Annotated in this window: 15 protein-coding genes; 6 read left to right on the forward strand and 9 right to left on the reverse strand. The window is 35.0% G+C overall.

Going from position 1 to position 20061, the window contains the following annotated elements; translation table 11 throughout:
• Positions 1 to 120: 120 nt before the first annotated feature.
• The 4 genes from P8M54_RS01335 to P8M54_RS01350 are packed head-to-tail and all read left to right on the forward strand — an operon-like array spanning position 121 to position 6598.
• Positions 121 to 1194: a DNA cytosine methyltransferase gene (locus P8M54_RS01335; protein ID WP_300284118.1), complete on the forward strand. Its 1074-nt coding sequence runs from the start codon at positions 121 to 123 to the stop codon at positions 1192 to 1194.
• Positions 1181 to 4171: an ATP-binding protein gene (locus tag P8M54_RS01340; protein ID WP_300284121.1), complete on the forward strand. Its 2991-nt coding sequence runs from the start codon at positions 1181 to 1183 to the stop codon at positions 4169 to 4171. The genes P8M54_RS01335 and P8M54_RS01340 overlap by 14 nt, the downstream gene beginning before the upstream one ends.
• A complete protein-coding gene (locus tag P8M54_RS01345; RefSeq protein ID WP_300284124.1) occupies positions 4164 to 5813 on the forward strand; it encodes a response regulator receiver domain in 1650 nt (549 codons plus the stop codon). The genes P8M54_RS01340 and P8M54_RS01345 overlap by 8 nt, the downstream gene beginning before the upstream one ends.
• Positions 5814 to 5821: 8 nt before the next feature.
• Entirely contained in the window at positions 5822 to 6598 is a 777-nt protein-coding gene (locus tag P8M54_RS01350; protein WP_300284126.1) for an HNH endonuclease, read from the forward strand.
• A gap of 6 nt (positions 6599 to 6604) precedes the next feature.
• On the opposite strand, the gene P8M54_RS01355 is transcribed toward P8M54_RS01350, so the two are convergent.
• Positions 6605 to 8650 (reverse strand): tetratricopeptide repeat-containing sensor histidine kinase, encoded by a 2046-nt coding sequence (locus P8M54_RS01355; RefSeq protein WP_300284129.1) that lies wholly within the window; start codon positions 8648 to 8650, stop codon positions 6605 to 6607.
• A gap of 269 nt (positions 8651 to 8919) precedes the next feature.
• Here P8M54_RS01355 and P8M54_RS01360 point away from each other — a divergent pair, with 269 nt between their 5' ends.
• Positions 8920 to 10035, forward strand: a complete 1116-nt coding sequence (locus P8M54_RS01360) for a PQQ-dependent sugar dehydrogenase (protein WP_300284132.1) — start codon at positions 8920 to 8922, stop codon at positions 10033 to 10035.
• A 1-nt stretch (position 10036) separates the two neighbouring features.
• Positions 10037 to 10501, forward strand: a complete 465-nt coding sequence (locus P8M54_RS01365; protein ID WP_300284134.1) for a cytochrome c — start codon at positions 10037 to 10039, stop codon at positions 10499 to 10501.
• A 13-nt stretch (positions 10502 to 10514) separates the two neighbouring features.
• Here P8M54_RS01365 and P8M54_RS01370 read toward each other — a convergent pair whose 3' ends face one another.
• From P8M54_RS01370 to P8M54_RS01405, 8 genes are all read right to left on the reverse strand, one after another.
• Positions 10515 to 12593 carry a TonB-dependent receptor gene (locus tag P8M54_RS01370; protein ID WP_300284136.1) on the reverse strand — a complete coding sequence of 693 codons (2079 nt, stop codon included), beginning with the start codon at positions 12591 to 12593 and terminating at the stop codon, positions 10515 to 10517.
• 183 nt (positions 12594 to 12776) lie between these two features.
• A complete protein-coding gene (locus P8M54_RS01375; protein WP_300284139.1) occupies positions 12777 to 14063 on the reverse strand; it encodes a peptidoglycan DD-metalloendopeptidase family protein in 1287 nt (428 codons plus the stop codon).
• A 23-nt stretch (positions 14064 to 14086) separates the two neighbouring features.
• Positions 14087 to 14890 (reverse strand): DUF4292 domain-containing protein, encoded by an 804-nt coding sequence (locus P8M54_RS01380; protein WP_300284142.1) that lies wholly within the window; start codon positions 14888 to 14890, stop codon positions 14087 to 14089.
• A 1-nt stretch (position 14891) separates the two neighbouring features.
• Complete coding sequence (locus tag P8M54_RS01385; protein WP_300284145.1) at positions 14892 to 16241, reverse strand: tetratricopeptide repeat protein; 1350 nt, start codon at positions 16239 to 16241, stop codon at positions 14892 to 14894.
• Positions 16242 to 16287: 46 nt separating this feature from the next.
• Entirely contained in the window at positions 16288 to 17304 is a 1017-nt protein-coding gene (locus P8M54_RS01390) for a sugar phosphate nucleotidyltransferase (RefSeq protein ID WP_300284148.1), read from the reverse strand.
• 117 nt (positions 17305 to 17421) lie between these two features.
• Complete coding sequence (gene dut, locus P8M54_RS01395) at positions 17422 to 17856, reverse strand: dUTP diphosphatase (RefSeq protein ID WP_300284151.1); 435 nt, start codon at positions 17854 to 17856, stop codon at positions 17422 to 17424.
• A 135-nt stretch (positions 17857 to 17991) separates the two neighbouring features.
• The gene (locus P8M54_RS01400) at positions 17992 to 19449 is read right to left on the reverse strand and encodes an oligosaccharide flippase family protein (RefSeq protein ID WP_300284153.1); all 1458 of its coding nucleotides are present in this window, start codon (positions 19447 to 19449) and stop codon (positions 17992 to 17994) included.
• Between the two features lie 110 nt (positions 19450 to 19559).
• Complete coding sequence (locus P8M54_RS01405) at positions 19560 to 19997, reverse strand: GNAT family N-acetyltransferase (RefSeq protein WP_300284156.1); 438 nt, start codon at positions 19995 to 19997, stop codon at positions 19560 to 19562.
• Positions 19998 to 20061 lie beyond the last annotated feature (64 nt).

The raw sequence follows: 20061 nt of genomic DNA on the forward strand, positions 1-20061 counted from the left end.
TACAAATTAATATATATTTGCATAGAGGCGAACGTCCATTAGATAATAATTGTACATTTTAAAAGTATACGGAACAATCTAAAAAAACGAACAATATAACAATGCAAGGAAAATTAAATTATGGAGGATGAAGCAATCCCTTTAAAGGCAGTTGACTTTTTCTGCGGCGGAGGCGGCATGAGTTATGGAATGTTAGAAGCAGGGATAAATGTTCTAGCAGGGATTGACTATGAGCCAAATTGCAAAAAAACATATGAAGATAATATAACTGGAGCCCAGTTTATACAAGCTGATGTTTTTGAATTGGAAGAACAAGAATTGGAAGACAAATTAAACTTAACCAAAAATGATGACGATTTAATCTTAATTGGTTGTAGTCCTTGCCAGTTTTGGAGTATTATCAATACCGATAAGACCAAATCAACAAAATCAGCTAATTTATTAATAGAGTTTACTCGTTTTGTAAAATACTTTAACCCAGGTTATGTAGTAGTAGAAAACGTTCCAGGAGTTTTAAGAAAGAAAAATGAAAGCGGACTAGAAGATTTTATAATTTGGCTCGAAAAAAATAATTATAAAGTACACTTTGAAGTTCATAATGTAGCAGAATATGGTGTACCCCAAAGTCGAAAAAGATTTACGTTAATAGCAAATCGTGTAACAAACGAGTTAATCGATTTGATAAAAAAAGAAGGCAAAAAAGTTACTGTTAAAGATGTTTTAGGTGAAACTAATGGTTTCTCTAAAATTAAGGATGGTCATAAAGACGAAACAGCATTTTTACACACTGTAGCGTCTATATCTGCTATTAATAAAAGAAGATTGAAAAAAGTAGCTAAAGACGGCGGAAATAGATTAGGCTTTGCAAATGATCCTGAATTACAATTAGCTTGTTTTGAAGGTAAAGACAGTTCCTTTAAAGATACTTTTGGACGTTTATGGTGGGACAAACCATCACCTACAATTACAACAAAGTTTTTTAGCATCTCAAATGGTCGTTTTGTTCATCCCGATGAAGATCGTGCTTTATCATTACGTGAAGGAGCAACATTACAATCATTCCCTAGAGACTATAAATTTCATGGAACAAGTACTTCAGCCATAGCTCGATTAATTGGTAATGCAGTACCTCCTCAATATGCAAAATGTATAGGCGAGGCAATAATTAATAATCACATAAATGGCGCAATTTAAAACAAGAGCGAGAGCATTAGATTTATTAGGTCGTCAACAAATTGCTGGAATTCCAACAGCTATCAATGAACTTATTAAAAATGCTCATGATGCTTATGCAGATAAATTTGATATTGATTTCTTGAGAAAAGATAATTTACTTATCTTAAGGGATGATGGTTTAGGAATGACTAAAGAAGAGTTTGAAACAAGATGGTTAACTATTGGCACAGAAAGTAAATTTGTAAATAGAAAAACTCTATTACCTCCAAAAGATTCATCTAAACCATTAAGACCTGTAATGGGGGAAAAAGGAATAGGACGATTAGCTATAGCATCTATTGGTAAACAAGTTTTGATTATATCTAAAGCTAAACAAAGAGAAAAAGTATATAAAATTGTTGTAGCCTTCATCAATTGGGAATTATTTGAATTACCCGGAATTAACCTCGAAGACATTGTTATACCAATAAGTGAGTTTGATGAACTTCCTGATTTAATTCAATTTCACGATTTAAAACAAGATGTTCTAAATTCTCTAAAAGAACTTAAAGATAAAGATATAATATCATTAGACGATTATGAAAGAATAACTCTTTCGGTAATTAATTTCGATATTGATCCAAAAAAGATTAATAATAATCTAGTTGGAGATTTTAAATTTAATGAGGAGAGAGGTGGTACTTTTTTCTATATAAATCCTGTTAGTGAAAATTTAATTTTTGACATTGAAGGTAATAAAGAAACTAAAGAAGCAACAAAGATTGAAAAAATGCTTATTGGCTTTCACAATACTATGACTCCAAATCATCCTAAACCAGTAATTGATATTTCATTTAGAGATTATAGAGGAGATGATGGGGCATATAATAACATAATTGATAAAGAGCAATTTTTCACACCACAAGAATTTGAAATTGCTGACCATCACTTTGAAGGTACCTTTGATGAGTATGGTCAATTTAAAGGCAATATAAATATTTATGGAGAAAAAGAATATGAAAATCATATTGTAAATTGGAATGGTAATAATTTTAAAGAAACTGATTGTGGACCATTTAAAATTAATTTTGTTTATATCCATGGTGACTTAAAAAGTTCAAAGATTGATCAACAAAACTGGGCAATATTAAGTAATAAAACAAACAAATTTGGAGCTCTATACATATATAAAGACAATATAAGGGTATTACCATATGGAGATATTGATTTTGATTTTCTCAGTATTGAAAAAAACAGAACCAAAAGAGCAAGTACTTATTTTTTCTCACATAGGAGAATGTTTGGTGTAATTGAAATAAATAGTAATAACAACTATAAACTTGTTGAAAAAGCTGGAAGAGAAGGTTTCATAGAAAACAAGGCATTTAGGCATTTTCAAGAAATACTCAAAAATTTTGTTTTACAATTAGCTTCTGATTTTTTTGATCCAAGTGGAAAAACAGTTCAGTCGGAATTTTATCAAAAAAAGAAAGAAGAAATATATACTTTGCATAATGCTTTAGAAAGAAGAGACAAGCTTGCTAAAAGTAAAAAAGAAAAATTTATTCAAAATTTAGATGCTTTTTTTAAAGATTTAACTTCAAGTCTATTCGAAAAGAATGTAAATAGAATTATAGATGAAACAAAGAAAAATCTAAATTCAATAATTTATATAAAGGATATTGATGAAGCTAGTCAAAAAATTATTGATTATGAATTTGAAGCCCGACAAAAGATAAATGATTACAAAAAAAATATTACACTTTATGGACCTAAAGGATTCACAATATCTAAAGAAAATCGAATAGATTTCGAAACCTATTTAAAAGAATTTAAAGTTTTAGAACAAAATATATTTAATAAAGCTAATAGTGAAATTGATAATTTAGTTGAAGAATATATTACCAAATTAGACATCGAAATAAGTAAAAGGAAGAGGCTGGAACAAGCAGTAGAATTTATTTCTTTTGAAGCTAAAAAAACGAACACTAAAAAACGAAAAGAAACAAACGAATTAGTTACTGATGTTTCAAAGAAAATAAAAGAATTAACTTCTGATTTGATGTTAGATTTAGATAATCAAATTAGGTCTGTAAAAGACAAATTCAAACATCTTAGCACAAATAATATTGAAGATTTTAATCTCGTCGCAGAGAGAAAATCTATGGAGGATGAGATTGAATTAATAAGTAACCGTAACACATTTGTTATGGATAGAATAATAAGACAGTTTGAAAGCTTTTATATTGAAAAAGATAATGATGGTCAAATTATCACAAACGATCAAATATCAGATGCAATGTCTGAAGAACTGGAAGAATTAAGAGAAAGAGTTCAAGCTGATATTGAATTAAGCCAACTTGGTTTAGCTGTTGGTATTTTACACCATGAATTTAGCAGTACAGTTCGCTCAATCAGAGGAAGTATAAAAGATTTAAAAGCGTGGTCTGATGTTAATCAACAGCTTGATAGTGTTTATAAAAATATTAAGGTAAACTTTGAACACCTTGACGGTTATCTAAATTTGTTTACTCCACTAAATAGAAGACTAAATAGGAGACGAGAAGATATTTCTCTAATGGAAATAAAATTATTTCTTATTGATTTATTTAAATCTAGATTAGAGAGGCATAACATAGATTTTAAACACACAAAAGGCTTTTCTTCTCAAAAAATAAATGGATTTCGCTCAACATTCTATCCTGTTTTTGTTAATCTGATTGACAATGCAATATACTGGTTAAATAAAAGTAATGTAGAAAGTAAAATAATTAGAATGCACGCTGATGATACTGGCGTTTATATTAGTAATAATGGTATTGAAATTCCAATTCAAGATAAAGACAGAATCTTTGATTTAGGTTTTTCGAGAAAACAAAATGGTAGAGGTATGGGATTAAGTATTAGTAAAGAAGTTTTAAATGCGGAAAATTATAACATATCTGTGGTCACTCCTCGAGAGGGAAGCACTGTTACCTTTAGAATTGTACAAAATAAATCAAACGACAATGATTAATCCATTTTTCGAAAAATCAAAAGAGATAGCAAACTCTTTTTTACAAAGTATCGTCTTTATTGATGATAAAGCTTATGCAGGAGTAACTCTAGAAGATCCTAATCATGATTTTAATGCGCAAAAAGTTTCACTGGCTTTTGCCAAGGAAAAAAAAATATGTGGGGTTTATCAACCAAAAACAAAGCAAGATATTGAAGATTTTAAATGTATTACAAAAAAGGCAGATGTAATCATTTTAGATTGGAAGATAATCCTTTTAGAAGCTGATATTGAAGACCCAAATGCTGACGACGATGATGATCCTAGAGGCATTTACACTTTAGATATTATAAAAAACATTTTTTTAGATATTTCTAAAAGTAAAGAAAGTTTAAAACTAATAATAGTTTATACAGGGGAAACAGATTTAAATGAAATTACAACACAAATATTTACTGAACTAAATGAAATTAAACCAGGGTTGAAAAAAGAATCATGCAAAGTGTCTTCCAACAATACTAAAATATTAATTAGGGCAAAATCGTCTGTTGAGGATGACGAAGTTGACAATAAATTCAACCACATTGTTGGATTAAATGATAAAATTGTCAAATATAAAGATTTACCGAATTTTATCTTAGATGAATTCACAATGATGACGAGTGGTTTACTTTCTAATTTTGCTTTACTTTCATTAGCAACTTTACGACAGAATTCATCTAAAATACTAGGTTTATTTTCTAAAAATCTTGATAGTGCATATTTAAGCCATAAAGCACTGTTGCCTAGTCAAGAAGATGCTGAAGATTTGTTAATCGAATTATTTGGAGATAGTATTTCAGATTTACTATTCTACAATAAAACAAATGATGTGATAAGAGATATAATTCCTGATTGGGTTGAAGTCAATATAAATGAAGAAGTACACGAACTGTTGAATAAGATAGGAAAGGGATATGTTCCAATTGAAAATTTCAAACGTTCGCAAAGCTTAATAAATGAACTTCTTCAATCACCAATAAAAGATATATCAAAGCGATACGCAGAAACTTTTAATAAGGAGGCTGGTGTTTCAAAGTCTAAAATGAAGGATAGTTATGAACATATTTCTTTAAGTAATACAGTTTTGTTTCTGAACAAAGAAGAACAAATAAATAGAGAAGAAATTGATAAGAAATTTTCAAAATTGGCTCATCATAAAAGTCTATTTATACCAAATGATATAATTCCTAAATTAACTCTCGGCACTGTGATAAAAAGCACAACTATTAATGATAAATATTATATATGTATTCAACAGAAATGCGATAGTGTAAGAATACCTTATGGCAGTGAAAGGAAGTTTCTATTTATTCCATTAGTTTTGTCAGAAGCAAAGTTTGATATTTTAACCCCTGAAGGTTTAAAATTAAAGAAAGTAAAAGATTCTTTTTCTATAAGAACTATTAAATTTGTTTGTCAAAATGATCAAGGTGTTATTAAAGCAGAACTGAACGAAGATGTTGGTACATTTATATTTAAACAAAAATACGAAGATGAATACTTCGAATGGGTTCTTGATTTAAAAGATTTACATTCTCAAAGGATAATTACTGAATATACGTCCCAATTATCTAGAGTAGGGCTAGATGAATCTGAATGGCATAGAAGGTTTCTAAGTTAATAATCATAATGGCAACCCGTAACCTCTGGACAAAAGAAGAACTAATCCTTGCCTTTAATTTGTACTTAAAAATTCCTTTTGGAAAGATGCATAGTACAAATAAAGACATCATTCATCTTGCTAATTTAATTGGTAGGAGCTCTAGTTCAATTGCTTTGCGCCTCGTGAATTTTGCAAGTGTAGATCCTGCGCTACAAGCAAGAGGAATTAAAGGAATGAGTGGCGGGACAAAAATAGTACAACCCATTTGGGACGAGTATTTTCATAACCAAGAAGAATTAATCTTTCAAAGTGAAATTTTATTGGCTCAAAAAGAGAATATCACTATTGAAGATAAATATGTAGACCTATATCCTGAATTAAAGGATATCAAAGGAGAAACAAAAATAAGAGAAGTTAAAACAAGAGTCAATCAGTCTGTTTTTAGACAAATGATTTTGGCAAATTATAGTACAAAATGTGCTATTACAGGAATTGATATTCCTGAACTTTTGTTGGCGAGTCATATTGTTCCTTGGTCAATGAACGAAAATGAAAGACTTAATCCTGAAAATGGAATCTGCCTTTCGGCTTTATACGACAAAGCATTTGACAAAGGAATAATTGGTGTAGATCAAAATTATAAAGTTGTTCTTTCAACCTCTCTAAAAAAGAAAAAGAATACTGAGTTCTATCAAAACCACTTTGCGCCTATCGCTAATTTAAAAATTACTAGTCCAATCAAATATTTACCTCGAAAAGAGTTTTTAGAATTCCACATGGATACAATATTTGATAGACACTAGAACAACCTAAACCACTCCCCCATCATAAGGCAAAGTAAAGCTAAAGACGCTTCCCTTATTGAGCTCACTGCTAACGGTGATGGTACCGCCTAGTTTTTGCACAAAATCCTTGCAAAGTACTAAGCCTAGGCCTGTGCCCTCTTCGTTGCTGGTGCCAAGTCTTGATTTCTTGTAGTCAACGATAAAAAGGTTGTGCATTTCCTCAGTTGTCATTCCAATTCCTTGGTCACTAACACTGATTTTAATAAATTTCTTTTCTACAGCGGCACTTATGGTTATCGCGCCTTTGGTGTACGAGAACTTAATGGCATTCGAAATTAAATTTCGCAGTACCGTCGCGACTTTGTTTTTATCGGTTACAACATTTAGGTCGGCATCAATCGTATTGTGTATGCTGATCTCTTTTTGCGAAGCTTGAATCTCTAGTAGTTTCAGCTCCTCATTGATTAAGGTCTTGATGGATAATTTTTTGTTTTCAACCGGTTTCTCTTGGTCCAAAGCCCAAATAAGCACATCATTCAAGATTTCAGAGGCCTTAGTCGCCGATTCTTTGATAAGGTTTAAAAAGAGTACTTTCTCTTCCTCATCAGCTCCTCCTTGATCTTGTAACATCAAATCAGATAAGGCTTCAATCGAACTCAACGGATTCTTTAAATCATGAGCAATGATCTTGAATAGTTTGTTTTTAGTGTTATTGATGTCGTTTAGGCGGTCATTTTGCACCTGAACATTGTCTTTCAAATTACTAATTTGCTGCGTTTGAAATTGGAGCTCGGCATTGATTTTGTTTTTGGCTTTTTTCTGCAAGAACAAGATTACCACTACAGCTACAAGCACCAGTGTCAAAAAAATAAAAAAATAGGTTTGGTTGTTTTTAGACTGTAATTTCAAGTCCGCATTTTCGTTTTCAATCTTCAACTTCTGTAGCTCATATTGCGACCGGTCTAACTCATTCAAACTTTGGTATAGCTGTACTTTTTTCTGGTCTTTGTATTTTAAGGCGCGGTCTCGTGCAGCGATATATTCATTCTTATATTCTAACGCTTTCTTAATATCTGATCTGCTTTCGTATATAGACGAAAGTGCTAAAATATTAGCGGCCTGAATCTCAACATCCCCTTTTTTAGTAGCAAAGTCTAAACTCAGATTCGAATAATAAATGGCGTCATCATACAACTTCTGCTTTAACTTTACTTCTGCAATATTTAGGTAAAGCATCGCATGCAATGGTTTTGCATCCATTTTTTCAGAAATAGCTAACCCCTTTTGAAAATAGGCAATCGCTCTGTCAAACTCTTCTAAATGTATATAGCTATCCCCTAAGTTATTATAATTTACGGCAAGGGTATAATTGTCATTTTGTAATTTTAAAACAGCAATGGATTTATTGTATAGGACAACGCTCTCCTCTGTTTTTTCTGTTGCGTTTGCAATGTTAATGTAACAGGTCGCAATTCCTTTGTAATAATTATTTTTTTTAAATAATGCTAATGATTTATTTAAATAGTTCAAAGCCACTTTGTGATTCGTATTGCTATAAATAGTTCCAATACCATTGTAGCAGTAAGCCACTCCAATTTCGTTTTGGTTCTTCTTGTATAAATTCAAAGCCTTGAGATAATACTTAAAAGAAATATCTTCGGAATACACAAAAAAATAGGATTGCCCTAAGAAAAAATACAACTTGCTTAAAAGCTTGGATTCTTTTGTGTTTTCAAAATAAGGAAGCGCTTTATTAAAACTTTTAATCGATTCAAAATAATTGAAATTTTCTCTGTAGTAAAGTCCTTTTTCTAAAAACACTTTGGCAATTTGTTCTTGCGAACGCAGGTTATACGCTAGATCAAGCGCTTTCTGATAATAAAATTTCGCCTCTTTTTCTTCACTAAACGGAAGTTGAATTGCTTTTTTAATGTAGGCATCTATTTTTAAAGTGTCTTTAATAAACGCTTTGGTAATTTTAATTTGATCATAAGGTAAAGCCTTTATCTGCTGACTAAAAGTTACATAAGGAAAAATAAGAAGTAAGAGAATACTGAGTATTTTTTTCATTAAATCGTATTAATATCTTGAAAATCAGAGTGCGAATATAAAACTAATAATCATAAATTTAAAATGAATTGGCTAGAGATTTTAAAAATAATTGTAAGAATTTAAATAAGCTTCTCAAACGCCACAAAAGGGCAACAACAGCAATTAGATTATAATTAGACTGCATCATTATTTTTAAATCCTCACTCTTCGCAATAAAAGGCCTGTACGGCTTTCTACCCTAATTTGATCCTTTTTACTATCTTTAAACCTCGTTAAAAATTAAAAACATGAAAAATATAATTCTTAGCTTCTTTACCTGCTGCGTCCTTGGTTGTACTGCTCAAGTAAAACTAAATGATATTCCGCTTACTACGGCGCCTTTAAATTATACACTGGAAACGGTAGTCGATGGGATTCCGATTCCGTGGGGAATGGCTTTTTTACCCGATGGCTCTTTTTTAGTAACTGAAAAAAGCGGTGTTTTGTACCATGTAACTAATGGCAAAAAAACCGAGGTTAAAAATGTACCGGAAGTCTACAATCGTGGACAAGGTGGTTTATTGGATATTGTTTTACATCCTGATTACTCTAAAAACGGATGGATTTACATTAGCTACGCTTCTACCGAAGGAGAAGGCACGGGTGGAAACACCAAAATTATTCGCGCGAAACTAGAGAATGAAAGTTTAACATCAATCGAGTCTATTTACAAATGTGGTCCTAACACCACCAAAGGGCAACATTTTGGATCCCGAATTGTTTTTGACAATGCCGGTTATTTATTTTTCTCAGCAGGAGAGCGTGGTGCTCACTTTGTGAACCCGCAGGACCTTACCCGCGACAACGGAAAAATTTACCGCCTCAACGCTGATGGCAGCATCCCAAAAGACAATCCCTTTGTAGGTATGGCTAATGCCAAAGAAGCAATTTACACCTATGGAAATCGAAATCCACAAGGAATGACGAAGCATCCTATAACAGGAGCGATCTGGGAACACGAACACGGACCGCAAGGGGGTGACGAAATCAATATTGTTAAAAAAGGAGCCAATTACGGCTGGCCTGTGGTTACTTACGGCATCGATTACGACAATACCATCATTAGTAGTATCCAACAAAAAGAGGGAATTCAAGATCCTGAATACTACTGGGCGCCTTCTATCGCTCCAAGCGGAATGGCTTTTATAAGCAGTGACATTTACCCTAACTGGAAAGGGAATTTACTCGTAGGTTCTTTAAAATTTCAATATGTAGAAATGCTGACTTTTACCGGTGATAAAATTACTGGACGCCAAAAAATCGCTACTGATGTAGGACGCTTGCGTAACATTATGCAAGGACCGGACGGCTACATATATTTGGGTGTGGAAGGAAAAGGAATTCTAAAAATAATACCAAACTAAAATGATACTATCAAAAACAACACTGGCGCTATTGGTTATGGCTTCAACTGCTTTTACTTTTCTTAGCCGTCACACTACTACTACCGTTACTACCGATTATATCCCTTTTTTGGTAAAAACCGACCAACAAACCGACTTGCAAAAAAGCATCGCTGCCGGTAAGGAGGTCTATGCCGATTTTTGCATGCAGTGCCACCAAGCAACTGGAAAAGGCAGTGGCACTAGTTTTCCGCCTCTTGACGGATCCGATTGGCTCAAAAACAAACGAACGGAAAGCATTCATGCTGTCAAATACGGTCAAAAAGGAGCGATTACAGTTAACGGAAAAAAATTCAACAGCATGATGCCCTCCATGGGATTAAGTGACGAAGAAGTCGCTGATGTGATGAATTACATTATGAATAGCTGGACCAACAAACAGTCTAAAATGGTTACTGCAAAAGAGGTAGCTCTAGTCAAAAAATAAAGTAATACACCTATCAAAAAAGATAATTAACAGCGAAACCTCCGTAGTAATTGCGGGGGTTTCCTGGATAATAGGCTCGCGGTTGCGCGGTTCCAAAACCTACCGCATTAGGTACAATACTCGCAGCATAACGGGCATCCGTCAGGTTGTTTACTCCTGCGCTTAGCGTCGCTTTTATGCTTTTTAAAATAGTAAAAGCGTAGCTTGTTTTACAATCAACTAGCCTGTAAGCCGAAGTAAATTTTGAGTTTTGATCGTTGATGGGGATTTTACCGATACCTAAATAGGATGTACTAAAACTAAAACCTGAGTTTGAAACGGCATCTAGTGCAAAATTCCATTGTGTATTAGGCACTCCCGTTAATTTATTTCCAGAATAATCCTTTGCATCATCTACAAAATCCTTGAATCTAAAATGGTTTATTGCTGCCGAAAAATTCGTGCTTAGCTCCCAATTATTGCTTTTTATCCACTTGTAATTGAGTTGTGCTTCGAGTCCTACATGGGAACTTGAGCCGGCGTTAATACCAATATATTGATCCTCGGCCGTTCGTCTAGCGACTAATAAATTTGTGATTTGCGTACTAAAAAAACTAATCTCGGTATGCAGCTTGTTGCCTAAAGTAGTTCCTTTCCAGCCCAATTCATAATTCCACCCAATCTCTGGTTGCAAGTTCGTATTAATTTGTCCCGTTGGCGTTAGCGTTTCAGCTACTGTTGGCGTCGAAAACCCTTTACTTACCGCTGCAAAAAGAGTTTGATTTTTGGTAAAACTATAGGAAAGCCCTGCACGCGGTGACAAAATGGTTCCAAAACTATATTGTAACGCAGGTGCTGTACCACTACTAAAAAGGTCCTCCAAGGCATAATGCGTCGTGTTCAAAGCCAATCCGGCTTCCAAATGCCAGTTGGTCGAAAGCGAAAAATCCATTTGAGCAAAGTAATTCTGGTAGTTGCTATTTTGTTTTTTAGTGCTAAACTCGGCTCCTTGCACGCTGCCTTGATTGGGTTGCGTGAGGTATAGGTTTCTAAATAGCAAAAAGCGATAGGTGTCAAATGCCATTTCAGTCCCGACACTCATCTCAAACGGAACCGCCAAAAAAGTATTTTTATAATTCAAACTAGAACGTATCCCCATCGAAGCGGATTGATCGTCAAGAATATCGAAAGGTCGTGGTTCAAATGCTTTTTTATAATTACCAAAGACCGCAGCTTTCAACGTCCAATGATTTCCTAATTCCTGATCGTAACCAACTCCTACCAATACTTTGTCATAGGATTCAAACCCTTGGGCCGCCAACCAATTAGCTGCTGCTTTTTGTGGATTGGTTGTAAAATCCGTTTCGTTGATTGAACTTGGAATAAACGCTTTGAGTTGAGTGTAAACCGCTAAAAAACTAAGCGTCGCGCTTGTTGTAATTTGCTTTTTGGCCTGCAAATGCAGTGATTTTCGGTCATAGGAGGAATTTTGGCGAAAGCCGTCACTTTGCAAATGGCTGTAATTAACATATCCATTGGCGCTTTCTTGAGCGTACCCACCCGAGAAACTCTGCTTCAAAAGTCCGAAGCTTCCATACGTACTGTTGGATTTTACAAACGATTTTTGATTACCTCCCAGATTGGTTAAAAGGTGGATAATTCCGCCTAATCCCGCACCAAAGCTAGTCGCATTAGGACCTTTTATAATTTGGATGGAACCAATGGTCTCTAGATCGATATCTTCGATGGTTGATTCCCCTTCGGCAGTAGTCAGCGGAATGTTATCTAAATAAGTTTTGATTCGGGTGGTCCCAAAAGGTGTTCGCGCACCCATACCGCGAATGGTTATTCGGTTGGTGTTTAGCGCACCCTGTTGCATGTACACGCCGGGAATTTTATTTAAAACTGGTGTAAGAATGGCGCCGTCATTAGTATTGATGGCGACTTTATCAATAACCGCTATGGATGCTGCAGCCACCTGCAATCGCGTAGCAATAGGTGCTGCACTAATTTTTATTTCTGATAAGGCCGTGGTGTCTTTTTGGGCTTGACCCATGCTAGAACAAGCGCAAAGGAGCAAGGTGAAAAGGGTCGCGTATTTAAGTGAAAACACAGTCTTGTTTTTATCGGGATTAACGGATTAAAAATAGGCTTTTAATCTGTATTTATCAACTCGCAAACAGACTTCCTTCGGACTCCTTTTTAGGTACTAGAAAACCATTTGTCTTAAAAAAAAATAGCAAAAAAAAAGCGAATCAACTAAAGGATTCGCTTTCTATATACTCTTTCTACTGTTTTATTTTGGTGACAACCAAGGTTGCGGATTGGTGTACACTGTGTTTTGAGACAATAAGAATTTGATCACTGTTTTACCAGTATCTCCATTGGTTCGCACTCTACCTATCGTTTGCTTACCACTCACTTTTTCTCCTTGACTAACCGATACCGAACTAAGGTTTTGGTAGACCGTAAAGAAATCTCCGTGTTGTATGACTACCGCTTTGTTTATTGGTGACAACACGATTACACTCGCTACTTCACCGCTAAAAACGGCTCTAGCGCTTGCACCTTCATTAGTTGTGATTTCGACTCCACTGTTGTGAATAACTAAAGTGCTGTAAATAGGATGTGCTTGATCTCCATACCCTAGGGAAATAAATCCTTTTTCAACGGGCCATGGCAAGCTTCCTCTATTGGCTCTAAAATTATCAGCTACAATTTTTGACTCCGGTGTTAACTCGATTCTAGAAGACGAAACGGGTGCTTTGGCGGCTTTGGCAGCGACTTCCTTAGGTGTGTCATTGGATTTAGAAGCCAGGGCTTGTGCTTTGGCTCTTTCTAGCGCCGCTTTTCTGTTCGCTTCGGCGATTGCCTCTCTAATTAAACGGTCAATTTGTTTGTCGATCGATTTGGATTCTCTTTGCTTTTTGCGAATGTCAGATACGATTCGGTTTTTATCTTTCTTAATTGAATTTACCAATTGTTCTTGAATTTGCTTCTCTTTGACAAGAGCAACACGTTCTTTCTCATTCTCAACCAATAGTTTTTTCTTTGCTACTTTTTGAACGTTTAATTTGGCATTGAAGTCAACAAGTTCTACTGATTTCGCATTAATTTCAATACCTTGGTTTTTTCTAAAACTGGTATATTGTTTTAAATATTGCGCGCGCTTGTATGCCTGCAAGAAATTTTCAGACGATAAAATAAACATGGCCCTACTTTGTTCTGATCGGCTTTTATACGATTTCACAATCATCTTAGCGTAATCTTCTTTCAGGATTTTTAGTTCCTTGTTGAGTTTATTAATCTTCATTTGATTAATATACATATCATTGGCCAAAAGCTTCATTTGCTTTTCGGTTGTATTGATCAAGGTTTCTTTAAGGCGAATTTTATTTTTTTGGATCAAGAAAACGTTCATTGCTGATTTCTCCTTCGACTTTACGTTAAGCAGCATCTTTTCGTTTTCTCTAATCTCTTTTTGTATTTCAGCTTTACGTTGTTCTAACTTTTCTTGTTGCGACTGGCTCCATGACAGGGAAGTCAGACAGATAAATAGTAGGCTTAGGAGAAATTTTTGCATCTTAAAAAAATATTTTCGCGAATTTACTTAATTATAATTCGATTATAACCATTTGGAACACTATAAGGAAAAGAAAGTTCTTCATTAAAGGTAATGGTTGTGTACTCTAAATTAATTTCAGACTTTCCTTTGGGCTGAAATGTTTTGATATTCACATTAGCAGGCATTGTAGCTTCTGGAAACACTTTGGTGTCAGCGTATGCGACTTGAATCATGCGAGACTCCGCAGTTTGCTTGATTTCTTGCTTGTTTACCGTAAAATCAGCTCCATTAAGGTAAAATGTTTTCTTGGTATTTCCTGTTTTTGCATCGTCTAAGCGGTACAATTGATCAACCAATGCTTCTGTGTATTTTCCTTTTTTTAAATCGTCAAGTGCTTCCCCTACTAAAAGATTTTGGATCTTATTGTAATCCAAGTCGGTTCCTAACCACTTACTTAAAGCACTAAAATCGCCTTCGAAATAGGTTCCTTTTATTTTTTCGTAATAGCTTACTGATGTTGGAGTAATCGAAGCTTTTGCCATGGTAATCCCTAGAAAACGGATACTCACTAAAATTTGCTCGTCTTTTTTGATCTTAATTTCAGCCGTTACGTTTTGTGTTTGCTTATCATCTGCATACTTGGCATTTGCTCTAATATATACCGATGAATAATTGCTTTTGATATTGTAGTGGTTGGCTATGATTTTAGAAGCTTTCATTTCGTCTACTGGCTCGGTAGCGATGGCTGTGGGAATTGCTTTGTCCTTAGCTTTACAAGACACCAGCGAAACGGAGCTAATACCCGCAATGCAAAGCATCACTATAGTTCTTGAAAATAGATTCATTTTAATTTTTTTGTTTTAATAATTGATTGGCTTTGCCGAAATAAAATTCTTTTTTCTTGACATCACCGAGTCCATTATAGGCTTCTCCTAACTGAATATAAAAATTGGCCTCTAATGGTATATCCTCTACTACATAATCCATGCCCATTTCTAAAACGTCTTTTCCTTTTTTAAATTGCTTTAGCTGATTAAATCCTAAACCTGCATAAAAATAAAACTGTGGTTGCGCAGGAAACAACTCTAAAAGTTCATTCGATTTTTTGACTACAGCGTCAAATTGACCAAGCTCTGTATGCGCTTGAAGCAAAAGCAAATTGGTTTCGATATCAACTGTTTTGCTTTTTTCATTGGCCAAGTCGTAAAACCGAATCGCTTCTTTGTAGTTCTTTTTATTTTGGTGGTACTTCCCTATTTCCTTAGCCACATTTACATTGGGATCAGAGTCAAAATAACGCACGGCCTTTTCGACATCAGGCATGTATTGCTGATTGGCATACGCATAAATCAAGAATTCATTTAAAATCCTATGCTTGATTTTATTGTCGATTTTGGGACTTGCCAAAACTGTGTTCATTGCCGTTACTGCCTTTGCACCGTCATTTTTGTCTAAATAAAACTTGAACAAACTCACCTGCGCCCAGACCGAAGTGGGAATGGCTTTTTCTAGTTTTTGTGCTGTTTCCAACACTTTATCAATCGCGTCATTTTTTGAGTAATAATAAATCAGCGAAATATAGTTCGACTCCTCTTGCGGGAATTTACTAATTTGCTGCAGCAAATTGGCGATTTCAGCATTTTGATATTTTCCTTGAGAGAGGATTTGTAGCTTGTAGGATTCCCTACGATCTGATTTCCCTACGGTTTCATTGAGCTCATTAATTAAATCTAGCGCCGCATCAAATTGTCCCGTGTTCATGTAGAGTGATGTTAAATCCTCTTTGAATTTAGGGTCAAATGTAATGAGCTTATCGATGGTTTTTATAGCACCTTGGTAGTCCTTAGTAGCATAATTAACATCATACATCCCAATCCAAAACCATTTGTTAGTAGGGTCAATTTCGCTTGCTTTTTGAAAAGAAGTAAATGCATTGCGGTAGTCCTTTTGAGCCAGATAGTTTTTACCTAATTCAAAATAAAGCACAGCGTTTTGCGGTTCTAATTTTAAGCATTGCTGCAATGAAACGATCGCTTTGTCGTAGTTTTCAATTCCTTTTTGCTTGAGTGCTTCATAAAAATAATCTTGAAATTTGTCGGCATTGGTTTTCGTTTCTACTGCCTCTGGTTGTGCCCATAGCGCAGCAGCATTGCATAGCAAAACAAAAAGTAAAACAACAAGCGATCTTTTTTTCATCCTATTTTTATAAATTTCTTGGCAACCAATTTGTGGAAGAGTAACGCTACTCTAAAACCGAATAATCACCAATATTAACGCTAGTAAACGCGCCATCAAAACGAGCATGATTCCCGATCATGGCGTTGTCTAAAGTCGCATTTTTTATAACTGAATTCGTCTGAATCAAACTGTTTTTTACTGTAGCATTTTCGACACGACATCCTTTTCCTAACGATACGTTAGGTCCCACTGTTGCATTTACTAAAACTACATTTTCACCAATATAACAGGGTGGAATAATCGTTGCGTTTTCTAGTTGAACCGAATCAGCAACTAGTGGCGCTCCATCTTGATGTAAAAACCCAAGCATTCTGCTATTGGTCTCCACGGTTACCTCTTTGTTACCGCAATCCATCCATTCATCTACGCTACCGGTTTTAAAAACTTTACCGTTAGCCATCATCGCTTTGATACCATCATTAATTTGGTATTCGCCACCATTTTGAATGTTGTTATCCAATACTTTTTGCAACTCCGTTTTTAAATCTCCTACTTCCTTGAAATAATAAATCCCGATAACGGCTAGGTCACTAACGAAAGTCGTTGGTTTTTCGACTAATTCAATAATGTCATTAGTAGCGTTCAATTTTACCACACCAAAAGCTTCTGGTTGGTCTACTTGTTTTACCCAAATCACAGCATCGGCTTGTGAATCTAATTCAAAATCCGCTCTAATCAAAGTATCTGCGTAAGCGATAACTGCTGGACCCGATAAAGAATCTTGTGCACACATGATAGCGTGACCCGTTCCAAGAGGTTGGTCTTGTCTATAAATAGATGCTTTTGCACCCAAGCTTTTAGCCAAAGTCTCTAAATCAGCGACAACTTGCTCTCCAAAAAAAGCTTCGTCACCAAGAATAAAAGCTACTTCGGTTACGGGCTCTTTTAAGATTTTAGCAATATCCTCTACCAAACGGTGTACGATTGATTTACCGGCTATAGGAATTAAAGGTTTTGGTATTGTTAAGGTATGTGGGCGAAGGCGAGATCCACGTCCTGCCATAGGTACTATTATTTTCATATAAGCCCCCTAACCCCGCCACGGCGGGGAACTACTACTAGGGGTGAGTAGGATTTAAATTTATATTAGCTTCTATTTGTAATTATCGGTTCCCCGCCGCGGCGGGGTAAGGGGGCTTTATTTTACCCCCGTGCTACCAAATCCGCCCTCTCCTCTAGCGGTTTCGGATAGTTCTTGTACTTCAATCCACTCAGCGCGATCGTGTTTAGCAATGATGAGTTGCGCTATTCGTTCACCGTTTTGGATCTCAAAAGCTTGATTGGATAAATTTACTAAAATCACACCAATTTCCCCACGATAATCAGCATCAATAGTTCCCGGTGAATTAAGCACTGTGATTCCGTTTTTGAAAGCCAGGCCACTACGTGGTCGTACTTGCGCTTCGTATCCAATAGGTAATTCGATAAAAAGACCGGTTTTAATTATGGTTCTTTCTAGGGGTTGTAAGCTGATGCTTTCGGTAAGGTTAGCTCTTAAATCCATTCCTGCTGATGCTATGGTTTCATAGTGTGGCAAGGCATGTTGCGATTTATTGATGATGTTTACTTTCATAATAATGTGTTTGTTTTAAAGTACAATTTGTGAATGGTACTTCTGGTTTTTTAGCCCTGATAGTAGCGGCATCCTTTTTATTCGCCGCGGCGAATAAAAAGATACAGCGGATAGCAGGAAATAGCTCCTGAAAAACTATTTTTTTATAATTTTCAATAAGGTTTCTTTTTCGTTGTGATAAATAAAATAGAGGAAAACGATCAAAAGTCCGATGCCTACAAAATAATTTTCGCGAAATCCATAAAAAGATATTACTGAGAAAAACACTGATAAAGAGAGGTAGCCTCCAATTTTTTTCATGTCATACGGAATAGGATAGTATTTATTTCCTAGGTAATACGAAATGAACATCATGCTACCATAAGCTGCTAAAGTGGCTATCGCTGAACCATAATAACTCATACTTGGGATTAATAAAAAATTTAAAACCAAGGTAATTACTGCTCCCGCGATTGAAATATAAGCGCCAATATAGGTTTTGTCGATTAGCTTGTACCAAACCGATAAATTGGTATAAATTCCAAGGAAGAAGTTAGCCAGAATAATTAAAGGAACTACTTTCATGGCGACCCAATAAGAATCGTTAGGAATCATGAGCATTTTAAATAAATCAGCAAAAACGACTACTGATAGTAATATAAACGAACCAAAAATGACAAAATATTTGGTGATCATGGCATAGGTTTGCGGTGCATTTTTATCAGAAGCATGGCTAAAGAAAAAAGGCTCGATCCCCAAGGTGTAGGCGGTGCGGTACAAAACCATGAACAGTCCTAGTTTGTAACAAGCGGAATAAACTCCCACTTCGGCCTCCGCAATGTTAGCGGGTAGCAAGCGTCCTAAAAGGATTTTGTCAAACTGCTCGTTAATAGCAAAAGCGATACCAGCAATCATAATGGGCAAACCGTAGCGCATCATGCTTTTCCATAAAGCAAAATTAAATTTCCATTTAAGAAACAAATAGTTGTTGGATAAAGCCACAAAAGTCAAGAAACTAGCGATGATATTTCCCATGAATATATAGCCGATTTGATAATCAGGCACATAGTTTGTCCCTAAAAAACTATCCGGATAATACCTGGCAATTTTGGGTAAATACAATAGAAAAAAGACATTGAGCAGTAGAAATACAAGTACATTTCCGATTTTGATAATAGCGTATTTAATGGGTCTTTGGGTTGCTCGTAATTTAGAAAACGGAATAATAACCAAGGCATCAAATACTAAAATCCATATCGCATAAGTAACGTGTTGCACATCTATTTGGAGGAACAGCGCTAACTGGTCTCGAAATAATAGTGCAATGAATAAAAAACTTATGGAGGTCCAAAATAGCGATACTGTCGTAGTCTCGATGACACTATTTTTATCGGTTTCCTTGTTATAGAATCTAAAAAAGGAGGTTTCCATTCCGTAGGCCAGCACTACATTGAAAAAAATCATCCATGCAAAAATGATGGATACTTTTCCGTACTCGACTTCTGGAAGCAAATCTGTATAAAGTGGCACCAGTATAAAACCAAACATTCGCGGTAAAACCGTAGCTAGTCCGTAAATGGCTGTTTGTTTAAAAAGGCTTTTGTATAATCCCAAAATAAGAGGTGTGATTTATATTAAAAACAAAAATAACTAATTCTTTGGTTTAATAGATGGATAGATCGATCGTTTACTAATAGTGTTGGTTTAAAATGCAAAAAAGTGTGTTAAGACAATCCTTCTTCGTTTAAGATTTTCAAAAAGTGAAACCCTTTAGGCACAAAACCTTGGTTATAATAAAAGCGATGTGCCGTGTAATTTCCTGTAAAAGCGTCTAAAACGGTCATGGTGCAACCTAGCTCTATCGCTTTAGCATCTACATAATCAGTCATTATTTTGCCTATTCCTTTTTGGCGGTGCTCTGGATGCACAATAAAATTATCAATCTCCAAATATTTGCCACACCACAGCTTAATTCCAAACCATAATCCCGACAAACCAACACAAACATCACCCTCAAAAACGGCGATTTGCGTATAATTATGCGGAACTATTGCATCAAGGTAGGATTCGTATTTCTCTAAGGTGAAATTGGAATATAAATGTTGCATTATTTCAAATTGAGCAAGCATTTCTTGTTTGGTAGTGAGTTCTTTTAGTAACAAGATGTATATTTTTAAATTATTTTAGAAGCATAAAATTAATCAAAAAAAAGAGTCTCGCATTGCG

The sequence above is a fragment of the Flavobacterium sp. genome, assembly GCF_029242675.1.
Lineage (GTDB): Bacteria > Bacteroidota > Bacteroidia > Flavobacteriales > Flavobacteriaceae > Flavobacterium.